This is a genomic window from Sphingobium sp., assembly GCA_023266575.1.
GTDB lineage: Bacteria > Pseudomonadota > Alphaproteobacteria > Sphingomonadales > Sphingomonadaceae > Sphingobium.
Map to the genome: position 1 here is coordinate 1 of JAHFPV010000013.1, position 21,901 is coordinate 21,901.

At 63.1% G+C, this 21,901-nt stretch carries 25 protein-coding genes and 1 tRNA gene; 14 read left to right on the forward strand and 12 right to left on the reverse strand.

What is annotated here, in order from left to right; genetic code table 11:
• The 3 genes from Q0D44_RS13130 to Q0D44_RS13140 all read left to right on the forward strand — a co-directional run.
• Nucleotides 1-263: hypothetical protein (locus Q0D44_RS13130; RefSeq protein ID WP_294137038.1), on the forward strand; the 263-nt coding region annotated here is incomplete at its 5' end.
• Nucleotides 264-267: 4 nt separating this feature from the next.
• Nucleotides 268-3,027: a TonB-dependent receptor gene (locus tag Q0D44_RS13135; protein ID WP_294137039.1), complete on the forward strand. Its 2,760-nt coding sequence runs from the start codon at nt 268-270 to the stop codon at nt 3,025-3,027.
• Between the two features lie 76 nt (nt 3,028-3,103).
• The gene (locus tag Q0D44_RS13140) at nt 3,104-3,526 is read left to right on the forward strand and encodes a response regulator (protein ID WP_294137040.1); all 423 of its coding nucleotides are present in this window, start codon (nt 3,104-3,106) and stop codon (nt 3,524-3,526) included.
• A gap of 67 nt (nt 3,527-3,593) precedes the next feature.
• On the opposite strand, the gene Q0D44_RS13145 is transcribed toward Q0D44_RS13140, so the two are convergent.
• The 3 genes from Q0D44_RS13145 to dnaN form a co-directional block, all read right to left on the reverse strand.
• Nucleotides 3,594-3,791: a hypothetical protein gene (locus Q0D44_RS13145; RefSeq protein ID WP_294137041.1), complete on the reverse strand. Its 198-nt coding sequence runs from the start codon at nt 3,789-3,791 to the stop codon at nt 3,594-3,596.
• A 109-nt stretch (nt 3,792-3,900) separates the two neighbouring features.
• Nucleotides 3,901-6,516: an EAL domain-containing protein gene (locus Q0D44_RS13150; RefSeq protein ID WP_294137042.1), complete on the reverse strand. Its 2,616-nt coding sequence runs from the start codon at nt 6,514-6,516 to the stop codon at nt 3,901-3,903.
• 102 nt (nt 6,517-6,618) lie between these two features.
• Nucleotides 6,619-7,731 carry a DNA polymerase III subunit beta gene (gene dnaN / locus Q0D44_RS13155; protein WP_294137043.1) on the reverse strand — a complete coding sequence of 371 codons (1,113 nt, stop codon included), beginning with the start codon at nt 7,729-7,731 and terminating at the stop codon, nt 6,619-6,621.
• 171 nt (nt 7,732-7,902) lie between these two features.
• Between dnaN and Q0D44_RS13160 the strand changes: the two genes are divergently transcribed.
• The 3 genes from Q0D44_RS13160 (at nt 7,903) to Q0D44_RS13170 (ending at nt 10,215) form a co-directional block, all read left to right on the forward strand.
• On the forward strand, nt 7,903-8,403 hold the full coding sequence (locus Q0D44_RS13160; protein WP_294137044.1) for a hypothetical protein: 501 nt from the start codon (nt 7,903-7,905) through the stop codon (nt 8,401-8,403).
• A 47-nt stretch (nt 8,404-8,450) separates the two neighbouring features.
• A complete protein-coding gene (gene rlmN, locus Q0D44_RS13165; protein WP_294137045.1) occupies nt 8,451-9,719 on the forward strand; it encodes a 23S rRNA (adenine(2503)-C(2))-methyltransferase RlmN in 1,269 nt (422 codons plus the stop codon).
• Nucleotides 9,720-9,792: 73 nt separating this feature from the next.
• Nucleotides 9,793-10,215, forward strand: coding sequence for a hypothetical protein (locus Q0D44_RS13170; protein WP_294137144.1), 423 nt, complete (start codon nt 9,793-9,795; stop codon nt 10,213-10,215).
• Nucleotides 10,216-10,275: 60 nt separating this feature from the next.
• Here the strand turns inward: Q0D44_RS13170 and Q0D44_RS13175 are convergent, their stop codons facing one another.
• Entirely contained in the window at nt 10,276-10,782 is a 507-nt protein-coding gene (locus Q0D44_RS13175) for a porin family protein (RefSeq protein WP_294137046.1), read from the reverse strand.
• A gap of 322 nt (nt 10,783-11,104) precedes the next feature.
• On the opposite strand from Q0D44_RS13175, the gene Q0D44_RS13180 reads away from it, so the two are divergent.
• From Q0D44_RS13180 to Q0D44_RS13200, 5 genes are all read left to right on the forward strand, one after another.
• Nucleotides 11,105-11,824 (forward strand): cytochrome b/b6 domain-containing protein, encoded by a 720-nt coding sequence (locus tag Q0D44_RS13180; protein ID WP_294137047.1) that lies wholly within the window; start codon nt 11,105-11,107, stop codon nt 11,822-11,824.
• Nucleotides 11,821-12,567 carry a molybdopterin-binding protein gene (locus tag Q0D44_RS13185; RefSeq protein WP_294137048.1) on the forward strand — a complete coding sequence of 249 codons (747 nt, stop codon included), beginning with the start codon at nt 11,821-11,823 and terminating at the stop codon, nt 12,565-12,567. The genes Q0D44_RS13180 and Q0D44_RS13185 overlap by 4 nt, the downstream gene beginning before the upstream one ends.
• Before the next feature lie 31 nt (nt 12,568-12,598).
• A complete protein-coding gene (locus Q0D44_RS13190) occupies nt 12,599-13,840 on the forward strand; it encodes a cyclopropane-fatty-acyl-phospholipid synthase family protein (RefSeq protein WP_294137049.1) in 1,242 nt (413 codons plus the stop codon).
• Between the two features lie 112 nt (nt 13,841-13,952).
• A complete protein-coding gene (locus tag Q0D44_RS13195) occupies nt 13,953-14,243 on the forward strand; it encodes a hypothetical protein (RefSeq protein ID WP_294137050.1) in 291 nt (96 codons plus the stop codon).
• A 100-nt stretch (nt 14,244-14,343) separates the two neighbouring features.
• A complete protein-coding gene (locus Q0D44_RS13200; RefSeq protein ID WP_294137051.1) occupies nt 14,344-14,619 on the forward strand; it encodes a DUF3297 family protein in 276 nt (91 codons plus the stop codon).
• 24 nt (nt 14,620-14,643) lie between these two features.
• Here the strand turns inward: Q0D44_RS13200 and Q0D44_RS13205 are convergent, their stop codons facing one another.
• The 4 genes from Q0D44_RS13205 to Q0D44_RS13220 all read right to left on the reverse strand — a co-directional run bounded on the left by Q0D44_RS13205 (nt 14,644) and on the right by Q0D44_RS13220 (nt 17,769).
• Complete coding sequence (locus Q0D44_RS13205; protein ID WP_294137052.1) at nt 14,644-15,366, reverse strand: CHAP domain-containing protein; 723 nt, start codon at nt 15,364-15,366, stop codon at nt 14,644-14,646.
• Nucleotides 15,367-15,444: 78 nt separating this feature from the next.
• Nucleotides 15,445-15,975, reverse strand: a complete 531-nt coding sequence (locus Q0D44_RS13210) for a CHAP domain-containing protein (RefSeq protein WP_294137053.1) — start codon at nt 15,973-15,975, stop codon at nt 15,445-15,447.
• Between the two features lie 108 nt (nt 15,976-16,083).
• Entirely contained in the window at nt 16,084-17,157 is a 1,074-nt protein-coding gene (recF, locus tag Q0D44_RS13215; RefSeq protein WP_294137145.1) for a DNA replication/repair protein RecF, read from the reverse strand.
• A gap of 129 nt (nt 17,158-17,286) precedes the next feature.
• Nucleotides 17,287-17,769, reverse strand: a complete 483-nt coding sequence (locus tag Q0D44_RS13220; RefSeq protein WP_366009531.1) for a hypothetical protein — start codon at nt 17,767-17,769, stop codon at nt 17,287-17,289.
• Nucleotides 17,770-17,870: 101 nt separating this feature from the next.
• On the opposite strand from Q0D44_RS13220, the gene Q0D44_RS13225 reads away from it, so the two are divergent.
• Both Q0D44_RS13225 and Q0D44_RS13230 read left to right on the forward strand, forming a co-directional pair.
• Nucleotides 17,871-18,260: a VOC family protein gene (locus Q0D44_RS13225; protein ID WP_294137054.1), complete on the forward strand. Its 390-nt coding sequence runs from the start codon at nt 17,871-17,873 to the stop codon at nt 18,258-18,260.
• 23 nt (nt 18,261-18,283) lie between these two features.
• Nucleotides 18,284-18,817 (forward strand): peroxiredoxin, encoded by a 534-nt coding sequence (locus tag Q0D44_RS13230; protein WP_119750065.1) that lies wholly within the window; start codon nt 18,284-18,286, stop codon nt 18,815-18,817.
• Between the two features lie 156 nt (nt 18,818-18,973).
• On the opposite strand, the gene Q0D44_RS13235 is transcribed toward Q0D44_RS13230, so the two are convergent.
• Nucleotides 18,974-19,363: a gamma-glutamylcyclotransferase family protein gene (locus Q0D44_RS13235; protein ID WP_294137055.1), complete on the reverse strand. Its 390-nt coding sequence runs from the start codon at nt 19,361-19,363 to the stop codon at nt 18,974-18,976.
• Nucleotides 19,364-19,709: 346 nt separating this feature from the next.
• Here Q0D44_RS13235 and Q0D44_RS13240 point away from each other — a divergent pair, with 346 nt between their 5' ends.
• Nucleotides 19,710-19,895 carry a PspC domain-containing protein gene (locus tag Q0D44_RS13240; protein WP_217674220.1) on the forward strand — a complete coding sequence of 62 codons (186 nt, stop codon included), beginning with the start codon at nt 19,710-19,712 and terminating at the stop codon, nt 19,893-19,895.
• A 324-nt stretch (nt 19,896-20,219) separates the two neighbouring features.
• Here Q0D44_RS13240 and Q0D44_RS13245 read toward each other — a convergent pair whose 3' ends face one another.
• The 3 genes from Q0D44_RS13245 to Q0D44_RS13255 all read right to left on the reverse strand — a co-directional run bounded on the left by Q0D44_RS13245 (nt 20,220) and on the right by Q0D44_RS13255 (nt 21,859).
• Nucleotides 20,220-20,957, reverse strand: a complete 738-nt coding sequence (locus Q0D44_RS13245; RefSeq protein WP_294137056.1) for a DUF72 domain-containing protein — start codon at nt 20,955-20,957, stop codon at nt 20,220-20,222.
• A 34-nt stretch (nt 20,958-20,991) separates the two neighbouring features.
• Nucleotides 20,992-21,663, reverse strand: a complete 672-nt coding sequence (locus Q0D44_RS13250) for a peptidylprolyl isomerase (protein ID WP_294137057.1) — start codon at nt 21,661-21,663, stop codon at nt 20,992-20,994.
• Nucleotides 21,664-21,783: 120 nt separating this feature from the next.
• Nucleotides 21,784-21,859, reverse strand: a tRNA-Phe gene (locus tag Q0D44_RS13255).
• Nucleotides 21,860-21,901 lie beyond the last annotated feature (42 nt).

The window sequence follows — 21,901 nt, forward strand, 5'->3', positions numbered from 1 at the left end:
CAGTCACAGGCAAAATGTTGTTAGCACACCCGGTTTTGCCACCAAATCCACGCCCAGCGATATCAGATACTTACCAGCTCACGTTCTCTGCGTGTTCCGCTGGCACTGTTCAACTTGGGCATGAAATTTCCATGCGCGACATGGGCGAAGTTAGCGAAGTTCCGCGCCCCCATTACATCTTGCGACAATTCCCGCTGGCCCTTGCCAATATTTTGCGACAACTGCCCGCTAGAGGGAGAGGCAAGAATTTTGTCCGGGGGTAAATGCGTGCGCCGATCCACTTCGTTCGTTCTGTTTTCGTTGATGCTGGGGGCCGCGCCCGGCGCATTGATGGCGCAAGTTGCGCCACAGGCTGCCCCGCAAATGGACGATGGCGAGGAAATAATCGTCACCGGCCAGCCGCAGCGCGGCGCGGTGCTGGGCAACATCGAGCCGGAACAGCAGCTAAGCGGCGCGGATGTGCGCGCGCTCGGCGTCACCTCCATCTCCGAACTGCTCACCGAATTGTCGCCCCAGACCAACGGATCGCCCGTCGTCCTACTCAATGGCAAGCGGATTTCCAGCTTCTCGGAAATTTCCGACCTCCCGTCCGAAGCCGTCGCGCGGGTCGATATATTGCCCGAACAGGTCGCGCTCTCCTATGGCTATGCGCCCACGCAAAAGGTCGTCAACATCGTCCTGCGCCAGCGTTTCCGCGCCGAAAGCATCGACCTGCGCGGCGGCACCACCACCGACGGCGGCCGCGACAATGGCCAGGCGGAGGGCGGTTTCCTGCGCATCCAGGGCGACAATCGCTTCACCCTGAACGTCAAATATAGCCGCGCCGCGCAATTGCTGGAGAGCGAGCGCGACATCGTCAACACCGGCACCTCCCGCGTCACCGCCACCACGCGCGGCGCGGAAATCGACCCGGCGCTCTCCGCGCTGGCAGGCGCGACTGTGACCCAGACCGGCATCCCCACCAGCGCCGCGACGGCCCTGCCGACCCTCGCCAGCTTCGTCCCCGGCGCAACGACAAGCGAAGCCATCGACCTCACCCCCTATCGCACGCTCAGCCCCGCAACCGAAAATTTCAGCGCCAACGCCACCCTCGCCCGCGCCCTGGGCGGCGTGTCGGCGACGATCAACGGGCGGCTGGAACTGTCCGACAGCGATTCGCTGCAAGGCCTCTCCCAAGCAGCACTGACACTGCCAGCGGCCAGCCCCTTCTCCCCCTTCGCCAATGACGTTGCCCTGTCCCGCTATCTGGTCCAGCCCGGCGCGCTGGGGCAGCAGGTGCGCGGTACGACGGCGCATATCGGCGTGACGCTGAACGGGCGGCTGGGGGGCAGCTGGCAATGGTCCTTCACCGGCAATGGCGACCTGTCGATCACCCGCACCCGCACCGACCGGGGCGTGGCGACCGGCGCGATCCAGGCGGCTCTCGATGCCGGTGACGCCAGCGTCAATCCCTATGCCAGCTTCGCTCCCGACCTGCTCGCCACCCGCCTGACCGATCGTGCGCGCGCCAAGTCGCAGGCGGTGCAGGGCGACCTGCTGGTCAGCGGCGCACTGTTCGACCTGCCCGCCGGGCAGGCGATGACCTCCGTGCGCATCGGCGCGTCGGCCAACGGCTTTGAAAGCCGCTCCACCCGCGCCGGGATCGAAAGCCGGTCCGACTATAGCCGGGAGATTGCCAGTGGTCAGGTAAGCCTCGACCTGCCGCTCACCAGCCGGTCGCGCGACGTGCTGGGCGCGGTCGGCGACATCGGCGTGAACCTGAACCTCGCCGCGCAGCAGCTTTCCGACTTCGGCACCCTCTCGACGCTCGGCTATGGTCTGCGCTGGCAGCCGATCAAGGTGGTCCAGCTTTTGATGTCCGCCAATCAGGATCGCGCGGCGCCGACCGGCACGCAGATCACCGATCCGCTGATCGCCACCCCCAATGTCACCATATTCGACTATGCGACCGGGCAGAGCGTGTTCGTCACTCAGCTGTCCGGCGGCAATGCGACCCTGCGCGAAAGCGTGCGCGACCAGTTCCGCCTCGGCGCGACGATCAAGCCGTTCGACAAGCCCAATCTGACGCTGACCGCCACCTATCTGAACAGCCGTACCAGCAACCCGATCGCGGCCTTCCCGTCACCCACCCCGGCGATCGAGGCGGCTTTCCCCCAGCGCTTCCTGCGCGATGCGGACGGCAATCTGCTCCAGATCGACACGCGCCCGACCAATTTCCTCCGCTCGCAAAGCGAACAGCTGCGCTGGGGCTTCGACCTGTCGATCCCGCTTAAATCGCACATCCAGAAAGTCATGGAGGCCTGGCGCGCGGCGGGCGGCAAGCCGGAGGATCGGCCGCCCGAATTGCAGGCTCTGTTCGGCAACCGCCAGCCCCGGCCCGAAGGCGCCCGCGCGCCCGGCGAAGGCGGTGACCGGCCGCGTGGCGAGGGTGGCATGGGCGCTGGCGGCGATCGACCGCGTGGCCCCGGCGGCGGCGGCTTTGGCGGCCCGCGTGGACCGGGCGGCGGTGGCGGGCGGCTGAGCTTCAGCCTCTATCACACCTGGCACCTGACCGAGAGCATCACGATCGCGCCGGGCGTGCCACAGCTCAACCTGCTGGATGGCGACGCGACCGGATCGTCAGGCGGCCAGCCGCGTCATGAGCTGGAGGGGCGGATCGGTTACATGAATAACGGCATCGGCGCGCGGCTGGGCGTCGACTGGGAAAGCGGCACCCATGTCGATGGCGCGCTTGGCGGGGCGTCCCGGCTCGACTTCGGCAGTCTGGCAACGGTCAATCTGCGCATCTTCGCCAATCTGGGGCAGATGCCGCAACTGGTGAAATCCGTTCCGTTCCTGCGCGGCGCGCGGCTGTCGATCGGCATCGACAATATCTTCAACCAGCGCCGTGATGTGACTGACGCAACCGGCATGACGCCGCTGCGTTACCAGCAGGATTATCTCGATCCGCTGGGTCGCGCAGTAACGATCAGCTTCCGCAAGCTCTTCTTCCCCAATTTTGCCGCCAATAATCGCCCGCGTAGTTAAATTGCTGTTAGCCACGCCTAAAGCATGGTCTCCCCCGGTCGTTATGATGTGCATAAACGGTTCGGGGAGACGGCAGATGAAGCCTATCAGAATTGTGGTGGTCGACGATTCGCTCACCATCCGTGCGATGATCGAAACCCTGCTCGAACGCGACCGCCGGGTCGAAGTGGTGGGCATCGCCCGCGACGGGGTGGAAGCGATCGAGATGATCCGGGCGGAAAAGCCCGACGTGGTGACGCTCGACATCGCCATGCCTGGTAAGGACGGCATGACGATATTGGACGAGATTATGGACATGGAACCATGCCCGGTGATCATGTTATCCAGCCTGATGCGTGACGGCGCGCCGATCGTCGCCGAAGCGATGGACCGGGGGGCAGCTGCCTGCTTCAACAAGGCGATGATAGTGCGCGAAGCGACCCGCTTTGTGAAGCTGATCAAGAGCGTGGCACGCGGCCTCATCGAGGCGGAAGCGGAACCGGTGGCGATCGCCGCCTGATCATAGTGCGACTAACGAATTAGGGGGCAGGGGCAATCGCTTCTGCCCCCTTTTTCATGTGTGCCGATCAATCAGGGGTCGATGCATTGGAACTGGCCAGCGCCATGGCCTGTGCTGTGCCTGTGGCAGGCTTCACCGTGGCGTCATTGCCCGACAACATATAGGCGCTCAGCGTCGCGATGCCCAGAACCAGCGCCACGCCGATGACGGCCAACCCGTTGCGACGCCCGCGTCCCTTCACATCACGATCATTTCTATCCTGCATCGGCTGTCTCCATCAAGGGTATGTGCCGATCATAATCACCGCGCAGACGAGCAGTTCCGGGACGATTTCGTGATATTTTATTGCTGGGAACGGTAATCCCGGCGACCCGTCATGACGCCAGCGCCCTCGGTGCATTACGCAGCGCAGCGATGTCCACGGTTCCGGCAAATTCCACGCCCATACGGTCGTCTTTGGACCAGCGGGCGGTGGCGTTGATGAACTGGCCTTCGCCCAGCTCGATCGCGAACAATGTGCCGAGCGGCACGTTCCACAATCCCTCGATCAGCGCACCGGTGGCGGATATGTTGCGGACCCGGCCAGTATAGACATGGCCATCATGATGCACGCCAATGGTGCGCAGCATCGTCTTGCGTTCCGGGCGGCTGGACTGGAAGCCGTCAGCCGATGCGGCGGAACCAGTGGCACGCTGGCCGGCCAGCACGTCGGCGGCGGGCATCGGGCGGCCATAGATATAGCCCTGGATATGACTGCATCCCAATTGCCGGATCAGCGCCAGTTCGTCCTGCGTCTCCGCGCCTTCGGCCGTCGTATCCATGCCCAGCGCCTCGGCCAGGCTGACGATCGCCTTGATGATCGCGCTGTTGCGGCTGCCCTTGGTCGCGGCGCCGCGTACGAAGCTCTGGTCGATCTTGATCTTGTCGAACGGCGCTTTTTTCAGATAGCCGAGCGAGGAATAACCAGTGCCGAAATCATCGAGCGCCAGCCGCACGCCCAGCGCTTTGAGCCGTGCGAACATCGCGTCGGTGCCGTCATCATCGTTCAGGAACACGCTCTCGGTGATTTCCAGTTCCAGCCGTTCGGGCGCAAGCTGCGCATTGGCCAGCGCGTTCATCACCGTGGACGGGAAACCCGGATTGGCAAATTGGGTCGGTGACACATTGACCGCGACGCGGATATCCTCCTGCCACTGGACGGCATCGCGGCAGGCGGTGCGCAGTACCCATTCGCCAATCTGTGCGATCAGCCCGGTATCCTCGGCGATCGGGATGAACAGGGCAGGGGAGATCGCTCCACGCACCGGATGGTTCCAGCGCAGCAGCGCTTCATAGCCGGTAATCCGCTCCGTCTTGGACGACACCACCGGCTGATAGACCAGGTGCAAACCATCGGCGGCTAGCGCATGGCGCAAATCCTCCTCGAGCGCGCGGCGATCTTCCGCATCGGCGTGCATGTCCGACGAATAGAAACGATGGACGCCCCGGCCATTGCCCTTGGCCGCGTAGAGCGCCAGATCGGCGTTGCGGATCAGCGCGTCGGCGGTCACGCCATCCTGCGGGCAGGAGGAGATGCCGATCGACACGCCGATGACGACGGCCGTTCCCTCAATCGAATAGGGTTGGGACACGGTGGCGATAATGTTCTGCGCCAGCTGCGCCAGCATTGTCTGGTCCTGACGCCCCGGCAGCAAAATCTTGAATTCGTCGCCGCCCTGCCGCCCGACTAGACCCCGGTCGCCGACCACCCGCTGCAATCGCTGGCTGACCTGCCGCAACAGCGCATCACCTGCGGGATGGCCCAGCGTGTCGTTGACGCTTTTGAACCGGTCAAGGTCCAGCATCATCAGCGCGCAATCGCCCGCCTTGCCATGCCGGTCGGCGACGGCCTGCTCCAGAGAGCGGAGCATCTGGATACGGTTGGCCAAGCCCGTGAGCGAATCGAACTGCGCCAGCCGTGTGACCTCTGCCTGGCTGCGGCGCATTTCGGTCAGGTCCGTGCCTGATCCGCGAAAGCCGTGAAACTGGCCATATTCGTTGAACACCGGCTGGCCGGAAATCGACCACCAGCGCTCCTCCTTCGCCATGGCGGCGCGGACGGATATGTCGGAAAAGCCGGTGCGCGCCGACAGGTGAAAGCCCAGCGTGCGTTCGCCATCACCCTGCTGCTTGTCGCCGGGCCGGATGATTTCGGTGATCGGGCGGCCGATCAGCCCGTCCTTGGGCGCATCGAGCGTATGGGCCAGCGTATCGGAAATATAGGTCAGGCATCCCTGCCGGTCGGTTTCCCAGAACCAGCCGCGCCCGGTTCGCTCATGTTCCTGCAACAGCCGGTCGGACCGTTGCGCGCGCAAATCCTGCCGGTGGCGCTCGATCGCGCGTTCCCGGTCCGCCGTTGCCTGCCGCAGCGTCGCGACCGCCATGACGATAATGCAGCTGACCAGCAGACCAACCTGCGCCAGACCTGCCTTTTCCGTGACAGACACCAGCAGCGCGCCCAGAAAATAGCTGATCCCCAGCAAGCGCCTGTCGCCAAAGATGCACACCGCCAGCAGCGCGACCGCCAGTTCCGGCACTGCGGCCAGGAACATCGAGTCGGACGCAGCCTTTGGCTCATGCCCCAGCCACAGGCTGAAAGTCAGGCCGGACAGGAACAGCATTGGCAGCATCAGCCAGTTCTGGATATGCGGCATCCGCTCTTGAAACAGCGACCAGCGCGGCACCACCATCAATGCGCCATCCACCAGCAGCATCGCGGTCATGATCGCCGCCTGCTCACTGTCACCGGGGCGATAGAAAGGGATGCCCAACAGGGCGATGACACACAGTTTGGCCAGCAAAATCAGCGGCCACAGTCGCGCGATCTGAACAAAAGCGCCCGAAATCCAGGACGCGGCAACCTCGGTCCCGCTTTCCGCCAGTCCCAGCGCCACGATGAGCGACATGGAACGGGAGGGGCTATCGGTAAGGGACGCGCGCGATGGAGACATGCGCTTTGTTTAACGTCCGTTCGTTTACGGAGGATTACTCAACACGACCAAACTGTTGTGTAATTAACGGAACAATAAGTACCGAAAATTACCGACCGCGATCTAAACTCGCATCGGCATCAATACATAGAGCGCCGGGCTGCGGTCATTTTCGCGAATCAACGTCGGTGCAGCGGCATCGGCCAGATGCAGTTCTACCGTTTCACTGTCGATCTGGCCCAATATGTCGAGCAGATAGCGAGCGTTGAAACCGATGTCGAAACCCTCGCCCTGAAAAACGCCCGACACTTCTTCGGCCGCCGTGCCATTTTCGGGGCTGGTCACCGACAGGGTGATCTTGTCGCGGTCCAGGCTCATTTTGACCGCGCGGGTCTTTTCGGTCGCGATGGTTGCGACGCGATCCACCCCTTCCTCGAAACTCCGTGGGTCGATCTTGAGCAGCTTGTCGTTCGCGGTCGGGATGACGCGGCTATAATCGGGGAACGTGCCGTCGATCAGCTTGCTGGTCAGGATCGCGCTGCCCAGGCCAAAGCGGATCTTGCTGGCGGACAGCGAAATCTGCACCGACCCCTCAACCTCGTCGAGCAATTTGCGCAATTCGCTGATACATTTGCGCGGGATGATGATGCCGGGCATCCCGTCCGCGCCATCGGGGCGGGGCACAGTGACGCGGGCGAGGCGATGGCCGTCGGTCGCGGCGGCTTTCAGCACCGGCTGGCCGTCATCCGACACATGGAAATAAATGCCGTTCAGATAATAGCGCGTCTCTTCGGTCGAGATCGCAAAGCGCGTCTTGTCGATGATCTGCTTCAATGTCTCGGCGGGCAGTTCGAAACTGGTCGGCAGGTCGCCCTCGGCGATGACCGGGAAATCGTCACGGGGCAGGGTGGACAGGTTGAAGCGCGCCCGCCCGGCCTGGATCAGCATCTTGCCATCGGCCGCAGCCAGCGACACCTGGCTGCCTTCGGGCAGCTTGCGCGCGATGTCGAACAGGGTGTGGGCCGAAATGGTGGTCGCGCCAGCCTGCTCCACCTGCGCGGAAATGCTTTCGACGACCTGAAGGTCCAGATCGGTCGCCATCAGCTTGATCGCGCCATCGGCCGACGCCTCGATCAGCACATTGGACAGGATCGGAATCGTATTGCGCCGCTCGACCACCGACTGGACGTGGCTCAGGCTCTTCAACAGCGTCGCGCGTTCGATGGTGGCCTTCATGTCCCTGTTCTGTCCGTTTCTTTTCTGCAAGTGGCCCGGATGCACTCGAATCCGGGTGACTATGATGGATGGTTCTTCATAACCGCTGTTGCGGCATGGGCAAGCACTCGCTCACGCTTTCCCACAGCAGGACGCTTGCAAAACGGGACAGGGTGCGCTCTGCCATGGCGCATGAGCCGCATCGCTGCCCTATTGATGATCCTGTTGCTGGCCGGAACCCCTGCCATTGCGCGGGATTCGCTGGGCATGTTCGACCGCTGGGGGGCGTTCCGCGATCCCGGAGATGGCCAGAATGGGCCGCGCTGCTATGCTATCGCTCGGCCAGCCAAACGGGATGGCCGGGCCAGCCCTGGCTTCGCTTCGGTCGGCACCTGGCCGCGGCAGAAGGTGCGGGGCCAGGTCCATTTCCGCTTGAGCCGCAGCCGCGCAGACAAGGCATTAGTGACGCTCAGCGTCGGCGAACGCCGCTTCACCCTGGTTGCGGGGCGGAGCGACGCCTGGGCCGCCGACCCTCGCGGTGACGCGGCGATCATCGCCGCCATGCGATCAGCCAGCAGCATGAGCGTCCAGACCAGCGACGCGCAGGGCCGCGCCTTTGCCGACAGCTACGCCCTGCGCGGCGCAGCGACGGCGATCGACGCAGCGGCGCTGAGGTGCGCGCGATTGCGGTGAAGCGGCAGCGCTTTAATAATCCGCGAAAATCGACTATGGGCGCGGTCATGCAATCAGCCGCCAACCCCATCATGCCGATTCCCGGCCTTATCGATCCTGTGCCCGTGCCGCGCGCCGTGACCCCGCGCACCGATGGCCGCACCGACCTGCTCGGCCTGTCGCGCCCGCAGATCAAGTCCGTGCTGGAGGAAGCCGGGCTGGACATGAAAGCGGCCAAGCTGCGCTCCAAGCAACTATTCCACTGGCTCTATCATCGCGGCGAAACCGATTTCGAGGCGATGACTGACCTGGCCAAGCCGATGCGCGGCTGGATGGCGGAGCGCTTCGTTGTCGGTCGCCCGCAGGTGGTCGAGGCGCAGGTGTCCACCGATGGTACCCGCAAATGGCTGCTCCGGTCGGACGACGGGCAGGATTATGAAATGGTGTTCATTCCCGATGCGGATCGCGGCACGCTCTGCGTGTCGAGTCAGGTCGGTTGCACGCTCAATTGCCGCTTCTGCCACACTGGCACGATGCGCCTGGTCCGCAATCTAACGCCCGGCGAAATCGTGGGTCAGGTGATGCTGGCGCGCGATGCGCTGGGCGAATGGCCCAAAGGCAATATGGGCAGCGCTGCCGCCATCCCGGACGATGAGGATGAGGACGCGCCGCAATATTCGCCCGACGGGCGGATGCTGACCAACATCGTGATGATGGGCATGGGCGAACCGCTCTATAATTTCGAGCATGTCCGCGATGCGCTGAAAGTCGTGATGGATGGCGATGGCCTGGCCCTCTCGCGCCGCCGCATCACACTGTCGACCAGCGGGGTCATCCCGATGATGGCCCGCGCCAGCGAGGAAATCGGCGTGAACCTGGCCGTTTCGCTCCATGCCGTGACCAAGGAAGTGCGCGACGAGCTGGTGCCGATCAACAAGAAATATGGGATAGAGGAGTTGCTCCAGGCCTGCGCCGACTATCCCAAGGCCAGCAATGCGCGCCGCATCACCTTTGAATATGTGATGATCAAGGACAAGAATGACAGCGACGATGATGCGCGCGAACTGGTCCGCCTGATCCGCAAATATAAGCTGCCGGCCAAGGTCAATCTGATCCCGTTCAACCCCTGGCCCGGCACCGACTATGAATGTTCGACGCCTGAGCGGATTCGATCGTTCAGTTCGATCGTATTCGAAGGTGGCATTTCCGCCCCCGTCCGCACCCCGCGCGGGCGCGACATCATGGCGGCCTGCGGGCAATTGAAATCGGCGAGTGAAAAGAAAAGCCGCGCCGAACTCGACCGGCTGGCGGAGGAAAAGCAGGCGGCGCTGGGCTGATCCTCTCCTGATGGAGACAGGATGCCATAAGCCCCGCCCGTCACGGCGGGGCTTTTTATGTGGGGGAATGATGATGACCGATGACGAGATTGAGCGGCTGGCCACCGGCTTTTGCGCCTGCACCCTGCCCAAGGCGCAATGGACCCATGGCGCGCACTTTGCGACCGCGCTGTGGCTGATTCTCCAACGTCCCGAAATCATAGCCGAACGCGACATGCCCGCCATGATCCGCCGCTATAATGAGAGTGTTGGCGGGGTGAACAGCGACACGGGCGGCTATCATGAAACCATCACCCAGGCGTCGTTGTATATGACCCGCGCGCTGCTGGCTGGTCTGCCGCCGGACGTGACGCCTGCATCGGCCTTCGCCACGCTGATGGCATCGCCATTGGGGGACAAGGACTGGCTGTTCACTTACTGGTCGCAGGACACCCTGATGTCCGTCGCGGCGCGCCGCAATTGGGTTGCGCCTGACCTGCAATCCCTGCCTGCATAGAAAAAGGGCGACCCGTTGCCGGACCGCCCTTTCCTTATTCCAAACTGGTCCTGAAAAGGATCAGAAGCGGAAACCGACGCCGACCATCGCGGTGTCACGGCCACCGATATTCTGCTCATATTCGGTGCGCTGATATTCAGCCGAGATATAGGTGTTGGGGGTCGCCGCGAATTCCAGACCGCCGCCGAAACGGACGCCCTCAAAACCGATGCCGTCGCCAGCGACTTCAAAACGGGTGGTGGCATAACCGACCTTGCCGAACGCCAGGACGCGCGGGGTGGCGACGAAGCCGACGCGCAGCGACGCGGCGAGATCACGGCTGAGTTCCACGCCGGAATCGCCGACAGTGGTGTCGCCCAGGCTGACTTCGACGCCGCCGGTGATGCGGGGGGCAAGCGCCAGGTCATAACCGGCGGTCACGCCATAGGCAAAGCCGTCCTCGTCGCCGGCATTGTCATAGCCCAGCGTTACGCCAGCGCGCGGCCCGGTGAAAGGCGCAGCATCCTGAGCGAAAGCAGGGGCCGAAACGCAGGCAGCAGCAATCGCTGCGAAAATCACAGTTTTCATAAAGTCCTCGATATTTATATTCATAGCCGAATAGAGAAATTCATCCGGCGTTCAGGTTCCGTGCCAAGAAATCATGGCTGAAATAACACAACTCCTCCTGCCCATATCTCCTCCTTGTCTGGAGATTATATGGACGCGATAGGCATCGGTATCGCGCAACCGCCATCTAGGTTCGCCCTTTTGGTTTGCAAAGGGGTCAGACCTTTATTTCAAATGATTTCAACCTTCTGTTGCAAAAGTGTAACAATGCCATGGGATGGCTGTGCGTGCATCATGGCGAACATTCGTGGACTGGGCGGCGTGATCAGTTAGGATAGCGACCATGAACAGTCAGACCCCAAATGAGACCGGCACGGTCAGGCGGCACCGCCTGTCGACGCGCCTATGGCACTGGCTGAATGCGGCATTGCTCTATGTGCTGTTCACCAGCGGGCTTGGCATCTTCAACGCCCATCCCCGCCTCTATTGGGGGCATTATGGCGCGAATCTGGATGCGGCCTGGCTGGAGATTGATCGCTTTCCCGGTTGGCTGACCCTGCCTGCGCTCTACAGCTTGGCCATGTCGCGCCACTGGCATCTGGCGGCCGCGCCGATCTTCGCCTTCGCGCTGCTTTTCTACATGCTCTGGAGCCTCGCCAATCGGCACATCGTCCGCGACCTCGCCTTCCGTAGCGATGATCTTGCCCCGCGCCATATCTGGCAGGATATCAAGGATCATGCCCGGCTGCGCTTTCCCACGGGCGACGCGGCGCTGCGCTATAATGTGCTGCAAAAGGCCAGCTATATCGGCGTCATCTTCATCCTGTTGCCGCTCATCATCCTGACCGGGCTGACCATGGCGCCGGGGATGAACGCGGCCTGGCCCTGGCTGGTCGATCCTTTCGGCGGGCGGCAATCGGCGCGCTCGCTCCACTTCATCGCCGCCTTCGCGCTGGTCGCCTTCTTCCTTGTCCATATCTTGATGGTGCTGCTGGCCGGGCCTGTGAACGAAGTGCGATCAATGATCACAGGCCGCTATCGCTTGCCGGAGGAGCGGCCATGATTCTCACCCGCCGCACCCTGCTGCTGGGAGCCACCGCCACGCTGGCGGGGTGCGACAGGCTGGGGCGGAATGAAAGCGTGCGCGAAGCCCTCTTTTCGGCTGAAAATTTCCACCGCTGGGCGCAACGCAGCCTGATGGCGCGCGACGCGCTGGCGCAGGAGTTTCGCCCCGACCAGATATCGCCAATCTTCCGCGCCAATGGCACCGCCAACCCCAATACGCCGGCCTATAAGGCGCTGTGGCGCGGTGGCTTTGCCGACTGGCGGCTGCCGGTGACGGGGCTGGTGACACGCCCGCTGTCCCTTTCTCTGGCGCAATTGCAGGCGATGCCCCACCGCACCCAGATCACCCGCCATGATTGTGTCGAAGGCTGGAGCGCGATCGGCAAATGGCGCGGCGTTCCGCTGAAAACCATCCTGGAAGCCGCCGGATTGCGCGACAGCGCCCGCTATCTCGTCTTTCGCTGCGCCGACGATATGGGCGGGGGACGGTCCTATTATGAGAGTATCGACCTGTTCGACGCCTTCCATCCCCAGACGATCTTGGCCTATGCGCTTAATGATCGCCCCTTGACCGTCGCCAATGGCGCGCCGCTGCGGCTGCGGGTCGAACGGCAATTGGGCTATAAACAGGCCAAATATCTGATGGGCATCGAAGCGGTCGCATCGCTCGACGGCATCGGCAAGGGGAAGGGCGGTTACTGGGAGGATTATGCCGGCTATGACTGGTATGCCGGGATTTGACCTGCGCCTTCGGGGGTGACAGATTATTGCCATGACACTGTTCGAGCGGATATTGCGGCGACTGGTCACCCACGGCCAGTTGACGATCTTCACCCCTGACGGCACCCATTTTACGGTCGGCAAGTCCGACCCCGCCTTTCCCGATCTGGCGCTGCGGTTGCAGGACAAGCGGGTCGCCTTCGACATTGTGCGCGATCCGCGGTTGGGCATGGCCGAAGCCTATATTGACGGGCGCGTGACGATAGAGGGTGGCGGCATCATGGAATTTCTCTCCATGATCCGCGCCAATAATCCGTGGGAAAGCGGCCGATCGATCGACGCGAAAAGCGCGCTGTCCCGTGGGTTTGGTAGCGCACGGCAAAAATTGTGGCGCGCCAATCACAAGGCGCGGGCCAGGGCCAATGTCGCCCATCATTACGACCTGTCTGCTGCGCTCTACGCCCTCTTCCTCGACCGCGACCGCCAATATAGCTGCGCCTACTGGCCCGACGCCGACAATGACGCGGGCATCAGCCTGGATCAGGCGCAGGAGGACAAGAAGGCCCACATCGCCGCCAAGCTGTTGCTGAAGCCGGGCATGAAGGTGCTGGATATCGGCTGCGGCTGGGGCGGCATGGCGCTCTATCTCCACCGCACCTGCGGCGTCGATGTGACCGGCATCACTTTGTCAGAAGAACAGCTCAAGATCGCCCGCCAGCGCGCCGCCGACGCGGGCGTGGCAGACCATGTCCGTTTCGAGTTGATCGACTATCGCGACATGAAGGGACCGTTCGACCGCATCGTATCGGTCGGCATGTTTGAGCATGTTGGCACCGCCCATTACCGCACCTTCTTCAACACATGCCATGACCTGCTAACGCCCGATGGGGTGATGCTGGTCCACACGATCGGCCGTATGGGTGGGCCGGGCATCACCGACGCCTTCACCCGGAAATATATCTTCCCCGGCGGCTATATCCCGGCCCTGTCGGAAATGGTGGCGGGCAGTGAGGGGACGCGGCTGATGGTGACCGATGTGGAGGTACTGCGCCTCCATTATGGCCTGACCATCCGTCACTGGTACAAGCGGGCAATGGCCCACCGCGCCGACATCATCGCCCTTTATGACGAGCGCTTCTTTCGCCTCTGGACCTTCTATCTGGCGGGCGCGGCGACGGTGTTCGAGCATGGCGGCATGGTCAATTACCAGGTCCAATATGCCCGCAACCGCCGCACTTTGCCGATCACTCGCGACTATATGCAAGAAGCGGAGGCCGCTCTCCAGGGGCGCTGACTGGCTGAACCGCCGCTAAATGGCGTGTTCGCGGACGGTTCAGTCGGCTTGGGCCATTGTCCCGCTCATGGTCCCGCCTCTGGAGCGGCGGGGCATGTGAGGAGAGAGCGACATGAACATCATCTGGAAAGGTGCCGCGGCACTCAGCCTGACTATTGCGGGCCTCAGCATGGCAGCCCCGGCACAGGCGCAATATTATGGCGGCTATCGCGATGGCTGGCGCGGCGACCGTGGCCATCACTGGAATAATGGCCGCTGGGACAACAGGCGCTGGGACAATCGCCGCCATTGGCGCGGCGACCGGCGCGACTGGCGTTATCGCAGCTATCGCCAGCGCTGCTGGACCGAATGGCGCTATGACCATTATCGCGACCGTGACGTGCGCGTGCGCATCTGTCGCTGATCGCATGACCAGCCAGCAACCCGCCACCGACCGGAGGCGGGTTGCAGCAGGACGGGCAAACGGCTAGGCGCGGGCGCAACCTTGCAGGAAATATCTGACCATGAGCGACACGCCCCCCGATCATCTGTCCACCAACCCGCGCAGCCCCCATTTCAACATGGATGTGCTTCAGCGCGGCATCGGCATCCGCTTCAAGGGGCGTGAGCGTAACGATGTCGAGGAATATTCGATTTCCGAAGGCTGGATCCGCGTCGCCGCCGGCAAGACCCGCGATCGCCATGGCAACCCGCTGACGATCAAGCTGAGCGGCCCGGTCGAAGCCTGGTTCCAGACTCCGGCGGCAGAGCCCGAAGAAAAGCCCGCCGACGCCGAATGACCGGCATCGGCGCTGCTGCGCCAATTAGTTCAGCATCGTTTCCCGCTTCACATCGGCGATGATCGCGCTCAGAGTCCGCTGCGACGGGGCGCTGTCAGCATATTCGACGATAAAGGGATCGGCCTCCAGTCGCGGCGTGGGCTTGCGTCCGTTCGCCTTAACCTGCGCCATTTGCGGCGCGGCACGTCGCGTCGTCATCGCGGCGGGCACTTGCACCTCGTCCCATTGATGGCGATCGACACGGGCAAAGCGCACGCTGCTGCCCAGCGCGGGGTCGGGCGTGAAGTCGTGCAGCTTCGCCTTGGCCGGATAGATGAAGCCGAAGGTCGGGTTGGTGCGCGCGCCCATCTGGCCTGTCGGGCTGTGCCACACCCGCACCTGGCTCCAGTCGCCTGCATCGGACACGTCGATCGCCAGCACATCTTCCTCGATCGCGCCGGGCACCGACCAGTTGGCATGACGGATCAGCACGCGCCGGTCATCCAGCACGCGGCTGACCACCGCGACATGGCCCAACGTCATGGGTCCAGCCGGACGAAAGGCCAGCACCGCGCCCTTTTTCGGCTTTGGCCCGCGCTTATACTGCGCCGCCGCCTGGTCCCACCAGGTCAGCGCATCGCCGCGAATCTCTACCCCCGACACGATGCGCGCATAGGGGACGCATTGCAGCGCGCTCGCACCCCATAGGGGTGCAGCGCTCAGACCGGACAGCAGGCACACCGCTGCCCAGCAAAACTGTCGAACCATATGCGATCTCGAAACCCTGAGAATCGCCCCACCGGGATCGATCCTAGTTCCTGACCTGTTATGAAGCGGTTAAGCCGTTCAAAAAGCAGAGCGGGCAGCGCCGGTAACGCTGGCATCGGCCATGGCGACCTGCACCGGCTGGTCGATCGTCTTGGGCTGGTCGGCATAGATGAAGCCGTTGGCCGGGTTGGAGCGCAGCCCCAGATTGCCGATCGGGCCGTACCAGACCCGGACATCGGACCAGTCGTTATTGGCCGACACGTCGACGGCGCGGACATTGCGCTCGATGCCGCCGCGATAGGACCAGTTGGCATGGGTCAGCAGCACTTCGCGCTGGCTCACCACCTTGCTGACCATGGCGACATGGCCAACCGGCATGGCGCGGCTGGAGGCGAAGGACAGGACAGCGCCGACGCGGGGCTCATGCCCACGATCATAACGGCCCTGGGCCTGATTCCACCAGGTGTTGGCGTTGCCGTGCAATTGGATGCCAGACACCTGACGGGCAAAGGGCGCGCATTGCAGCACGCCTGCGGTCGCAGGCGAAACGATCAGGAAAGAGAGCGCACAAAGAGCAGCGGCGATAAGCCGTTGAAAACCACTGATCATGCGAATGCGACCCCGACCTTGCTTCAGGCTTTTGCCCCGTTGAGGGGCTTTAGGGCAGAGCGAAGGCGCGTTGAAAAGCGCGGGGCGACGAGTCGTTGCGGGGGCGGGTTATGTCGCGGAACGAAAAACGTGGCCACCCGTTACCGTCAGCCGGGTTGCCGACGATAATTCGTTGAAAAGACTGGATTCCGTCCCGGTCATCCACACTTGCCCGCCCGTTTCCTCCAATCGGTCGAACAGGGCGGCCCGTCGCGACGGGTCGAGATGCGCCGCCACTTCGTCAAGCAACAGCACCGGCGGCTTGCCGCGATGCTCGGCCACCAGTGCAGCGTGAGCCAGCAGGATCGATAGCAGCAGCGCCTTCTGCTCGCCGGTCGAACAGAGCGCGGCGGGCTGCTTCTTGGCAATGTGGATCACCGACAGGTCATGCCGGTGCGGCCCGGACAGGGTGCGCCCCGCCGCCGCATCGCGCCGTCTTTCCCGCCCCAGCCGCTCGCCAAGCGGCAAGTCGCTATCATCCTCCTCGCTGTCTATCGTCACCAACGGTCGGGCAAAGGGCGCGTCAGGCTGCCCCGCCAGCGCCAGGTTCAGCCGCGTGACCAGATCGCGTCGCGCCGCCGCCAGTGTCGCGCCATGCTCGCCCATCTGCGCCTCCAGCGCGGACAGCCATGCCGGATCGGCCCGGCGCGGATCGGACAGCAGCCTGTTGCGCGCGCGCATCGCCGCATCATAACGCGCGCTGTGCGCGGCATGGGCCGGGTGCAGCGCCAGCGTCAGCCGATCCAGAAAGCGCCGCCGCCCGCCGGGGCTGTCGAGGAACAGCCGGTCCATCGCCGGGGTCAGCCAGACGATCGACAGATGATCGGCCAGCGCATTGGCGGACGATGCCACCCCGCCAATCCGCACCTGCCGTCGGTCGGGCGTGGCGGCGGCAACCCCGGTGCCCAGCACCGCGCCATCCACCTCCGCCGCGATGCCAAAGCCGCCCGGTCCGTCCTGCCGCGCCATCGCCCGCAACGCCGCGCCGCGCAGCCCGCGTCCGGGCGCCAGCATCGACACCGCCTCCAATATATTGGTCTTGCCTGCGCCATTGTCGCCGGTCAGCAGGATGAAGCCATGATCGGGCACGATCAGCGCGTCCGCATGATTGCGGAAATCGCTCAAGGTCAGGCGGCCGATCATCGCCCGGCTGTAGCGGCCAAGTGGCGGTGGGGGAAGCGGCAACCATCACACCGTTCGCTTCGAGCGAAGTCGAGAAGCCCGAACATTAGCGCAGGTTTCTCGACTACGCTCGAAACGAACGGATCGTTTCTAGCAGCGCTTGCGCGTCACTGCCGTCCCGTCATTGATAATCGTCAGCGTCGCGCCATCGGCTGCCGGGCGCAGCGCCAGCTTGCGCGTCCAGCTTTGGCCCTCGCCGGTGAAAGCGGCCTTAACCGACAATTGGCCATCATCCCCCGGCGTCACCGCCTCGACCATGCCGACGCTTTCGTGAAAGACAAGCTGGTCCGGAAGGATATACAGCTCCAGATCGGCCATCCGGTCTCCGCACTTGTCTGTCACGCCGGTCCAGCGGCCCAGCAATGCGGCGGGGATCATCCCGGATGCCCGCACATCCGGTACGGGCGACTGCGTTGGCACCGTGGCGTTAACTGGTGGCGGCACATCCAGCGTACGCTCCGTACGGTCACTAATATTCGTCACCACGCCGGGCTGCACCTCCGGCTTTTCGGCAGGCTTGTCGCAGGCGGCAAGGGCGATCAGCGGTAGCAGGGCAAGGGTATGGCGCATCATAACAGAACCGGCGAGCTGTCCCGCGGTTCCTGTCCCTGATCGTGACCGACGATCGTCGTCATGCTATTCTCCCCGCCGATGTGAAAGAGGGAGAGCATGTCATGCCGGTGCTGGGAATGGGCGGATTATTTTTTCGCGCGCGTGATCCCGACGCGCTGAACGCCTGGTATCGCACCCATCTGGGCGTAGGCGCGGGCTGCGTGTCCGATCCCGACGCAAAGCCCGACGAATGGACCTGGCGGACATTGGGCGGCCCGATGGTCTTTTCCGCGTTCAAGGCCGACAGCGATTATTTCGCTGCGGACAAGGCGTTCATGATCAATCTGCGCGTGTCCGATCTCGATTCCCTTCTGAACGGCTTGCGGGACGCTGACATTGTCGTCTTCACCAATCCCGAATGGGATCATCCCGATGTCGGGCGTTTTGCCCGTATTCATGATCCCGAAGGTAATGCCATCGAATTGTGGGAGCCGCCCGCGCCCGCCGCCTGACCGTGATTTTAAGGAGCCTGATGATGAAGCGCCTCTCCCTGTTGCTCGCCGCCGCTGCCACCCTGCTGGGATCGAGCGGGGCTATGGCTGCCCTTGCCATCGGGGCCAAGGCGCCCGATTTCACCACGCGCGGCGCGCAGGCGGGCAAGACTTTCACCCTGACCTTGTCGCATCAGTTGAAGCGCGGTCCGGTCGTCCTCTATTTCTTCCCCAAGGCGTTTACGCCCGGCTGCTCGGCCGAAGCGCGCGAATTTGCCGACAATATCGACAAGTTCAAGGCGGCTGGCGCCACTGTCATCGGCATGTCGGCCGACCCGGTCGATGATCTGGTCGCCTTTTCGACCAAGGAATGTGCGGGCAAATTCGCCGTCGCTTCCGCTGGGCCGGGCATCGTGTCGGGCTATGACGTCGCGCTCAAGATGCGCCCCGGCATGACCGACCGCACCTCCTACGTCATCGCCCCGTCAGGCCGCATCGCCTTCGTCCATTCCGAAATGAACTACGCCGAACATGTCAAAACCACGCTGGCGGCGGTGCAGGCGATGAAGCAGAAATAAAAAAAACGCCGTTCGTGCTGATTAGGGACTGAGCGAAGCCGAAGGCCCGTATCGAAGCATTATGCGCTGCGTGTGATCCTTCGATACGCCATTTCGACTTCGCTCAATGGCTACTCAGGGCGAACGACGAACGGGGTAGTTTGCCTCCAAGGCCATTTACTCACCAAAAAAATCCCCACCCGCAATCCGCTGCAGTCCCGCCACATCGCGCGCATAGATATAGGTCCAGGCCTCTACCGGCCCGTCGGCTCCCTGCACGGTCACCAATGCGCGCCGATATTCATGCGGCTCCGGGAAATGCGCGGCACATTCCTCATACTCGTCCAACTGCGCCAGCAGTGCGGCCGGATCGGCTAGGGCAAACAGATCGCCCGTAACCACCCCTTCATCACCCGGCACGAAGCCCGGATAAGTATCGCCCCGATACAGCGCACCACACGCCGTCGCCCGTCCCAAGACAGGCGCCACGCTGCGCAGCCATCGCGCCATCGGCCCATCGAAACCGGCCCGCAACGTGCCATAGACGAACAGCAAAGCGCTGCTCATGCCGCATCCATGGAAATTATCCCGATAAACGGTGAATTTTCCCAACACGCAGAAACTTCCACACGCATGTTTCTCCCTTTCGCCGCTGAAAGTCGCCAATTTCTGCGGAAAAACAAAATTGGCACGGCTCCTGCAAACCTGTTGGGCATCAAGGCCGGATCGCCCGGCCAGCCAAAAATCAGGGAGTTTCTACCATGTCCATCGCCAAGTTCCACAGTGCCGCTGTCGCCCTTGTTGGCGCTTTCATCGTCGCCAGCCTGTTCGTCGGTGCCGCCGTGCCGGTCCTGCCGATCGCCTGATCGACCCGCATTTTTTCCCAAAATCCCAAAATCAGAAGGCCAGACTCATGAACAACAGCTTCACCCTCGACCGTCGCCACGGCAAGATCATGGGCGTGTGCGCGGGCTTGTCCAACCGCACCGGGCTGGACGTCACGCTGATCCGCGTCGCCACCGTCCTGCTGACGCTGTGCGCACTCGGCCCGGTCGGCGTTGTGGCCTATTTGCTCGCAGGCTGGCTGGCGGAAGGGTAAGTCGACGGCAAGATCGGACAAAGTCAGCTTATAATAAAAGAGCCGCCCCGGCATAGGCCATGGGCGGCTTTTTAATATCCCGACGATTCGGGGTAGAGATGAGCGCGGATCGCGCTCAGGCGTAAAGCACCGAATAGAAGGTCAGCATCTGCACGCCGACCGCAACCACCAGCGCAGCGCCCTGAAAAGCCTGTCGCATATATAACTCCAATATGGTCATTCATTGCCGCCCCATCCGGGCGGATCGGGCCTATGCGCCCGTCATGCTATTGTAACAATCGCAAAGCGCGGCGCACCGATTGCAACAAATGCAACAGACTGTGACTATGTGGTCGCACTCAATGCCAGCGCCGCGGCTGGGTTGCGCACCTTCGCGCCACTGATGAAGAAGGCATAGGCATCGCCCGCTGCCGCCTGCGTCCGCAGCCGTGCTGCCCAGTCCGCCAGCGCCGCCGCGCCATAGCCGGTCGCCTCATCCTCCAGCGTCCGCATCAGCCGCATGTAGGAAAACCCGACGTCCGCGCCCTGAATTGCGGGATAGGTGTCATGATCGGCCAGCACGACCGCAGCACCAGCCTCCCGCGCCATCCCCAGAAAGACGGGATCGTCGAAACTGGCGTGCCGCACCTCCAGCGCATGGCGCAGCGGCACACCATCGACACTGGCCGGCAACAGCTTCAGGAACGCGCCGAAATCGTCGGGATCGAACGCCTTGGTCGGCATGAATTGCCACAATATCGGCCCCAGCCGGTCGCCCAGTTCGGCAATCCCTTGTCCGACAAATTTGGCGACCGACTCGCCCGCTTCCCCCAGCACCCTGCGGTTGGTGCAATAGCGCGACGCCTTGACCGCAAACTGGAAGCCGTCCGGCACCGCCTTCGCCCAGCCTGCAAATGTCGCGGGTTTCTGCGTGCTATAATAGGTCGCGTTGATCTCGGTCGCGGTCAGATGTTGCCCGACATAGGCCAGTTCATCCTTCTGCCGCAGCCCGGCCGGATAGAAAGTCCCGCGCCAGGGCTCAAACACCCAGCCGCCAATGCCGATCCTGATCCGCCCCGCCATCCCGACCTCCCGCGCAACATCGCGTTACCTATGTCTATCTCATTGTCGGCCTTTTCAAGCCGATCAGCCATGGCTTGACCCCGCGCGTCGGTTTCGCCGTCCCATCCATCCGCCGCGCCCGCAGGATCTGGACGGGTTTGACGATCATCTGCCCCCGCATCGGACCCGTTCCGCAACAGGTCGGCACTGCCAGAATCGCTTTCACCACGCTCATCCCGCCCACGACATGGCCGAACGCGGCATAGCCGATGGACCCTTCGCGCGCGTCCATCGTCGGGGTCGCGCCGATCGTGATGAAGAAATTGCCCATCGCCGAATTGGTCCGGTTGGGCCGCGCCATGGACAGGGTGGCGTCGAGATGGCGGATGCCGGTCTGGCTGGTCGGTTCATGCACCACCGGCGGCAGCGATCGCCGCACATCCATATCGATCCCGCCCTGGATCAGCCCTTGTTTCGGATCGCTCTTGCGCCGCGCCGCGCGATAGAAGGTCACGCCATCGAACCGCCCGTCATCCACATAGGTCAGGAAATTGGCCGATGTCCGCGGCGCGCGCCTGGTGTCGAGCGCCACGATGATCGTCCCCACCGACGTTTCGATCGCCACCCGGATATAGCCGGGCGTCGGTCGGTTCGCAGGCGCTGCATGGGCAAAGCTGGACGAAAGCAGGGCTGACAGGATGGCAAGGCAACGGACAAACAGACGCATCGACAGACGAACACTCACGGCGAGTATGGGAACAGGCCCAAGGCTAAAGCCCCCGCAGGCGCGGCGCAATCGCCCGCTGCCAGATTGACTGTGGGTGACATGATCTGAAAGAGGAAAAAATGGTGCCCGGAGACGGATTCGAACCGCCGACACAGCGATTTTCAATCGCTTGCTCTACCAACTGAGCTATCCAGGCACAGCCAACTGCGGATGGCTCCGCCCGATGGAAGCGTGCCTA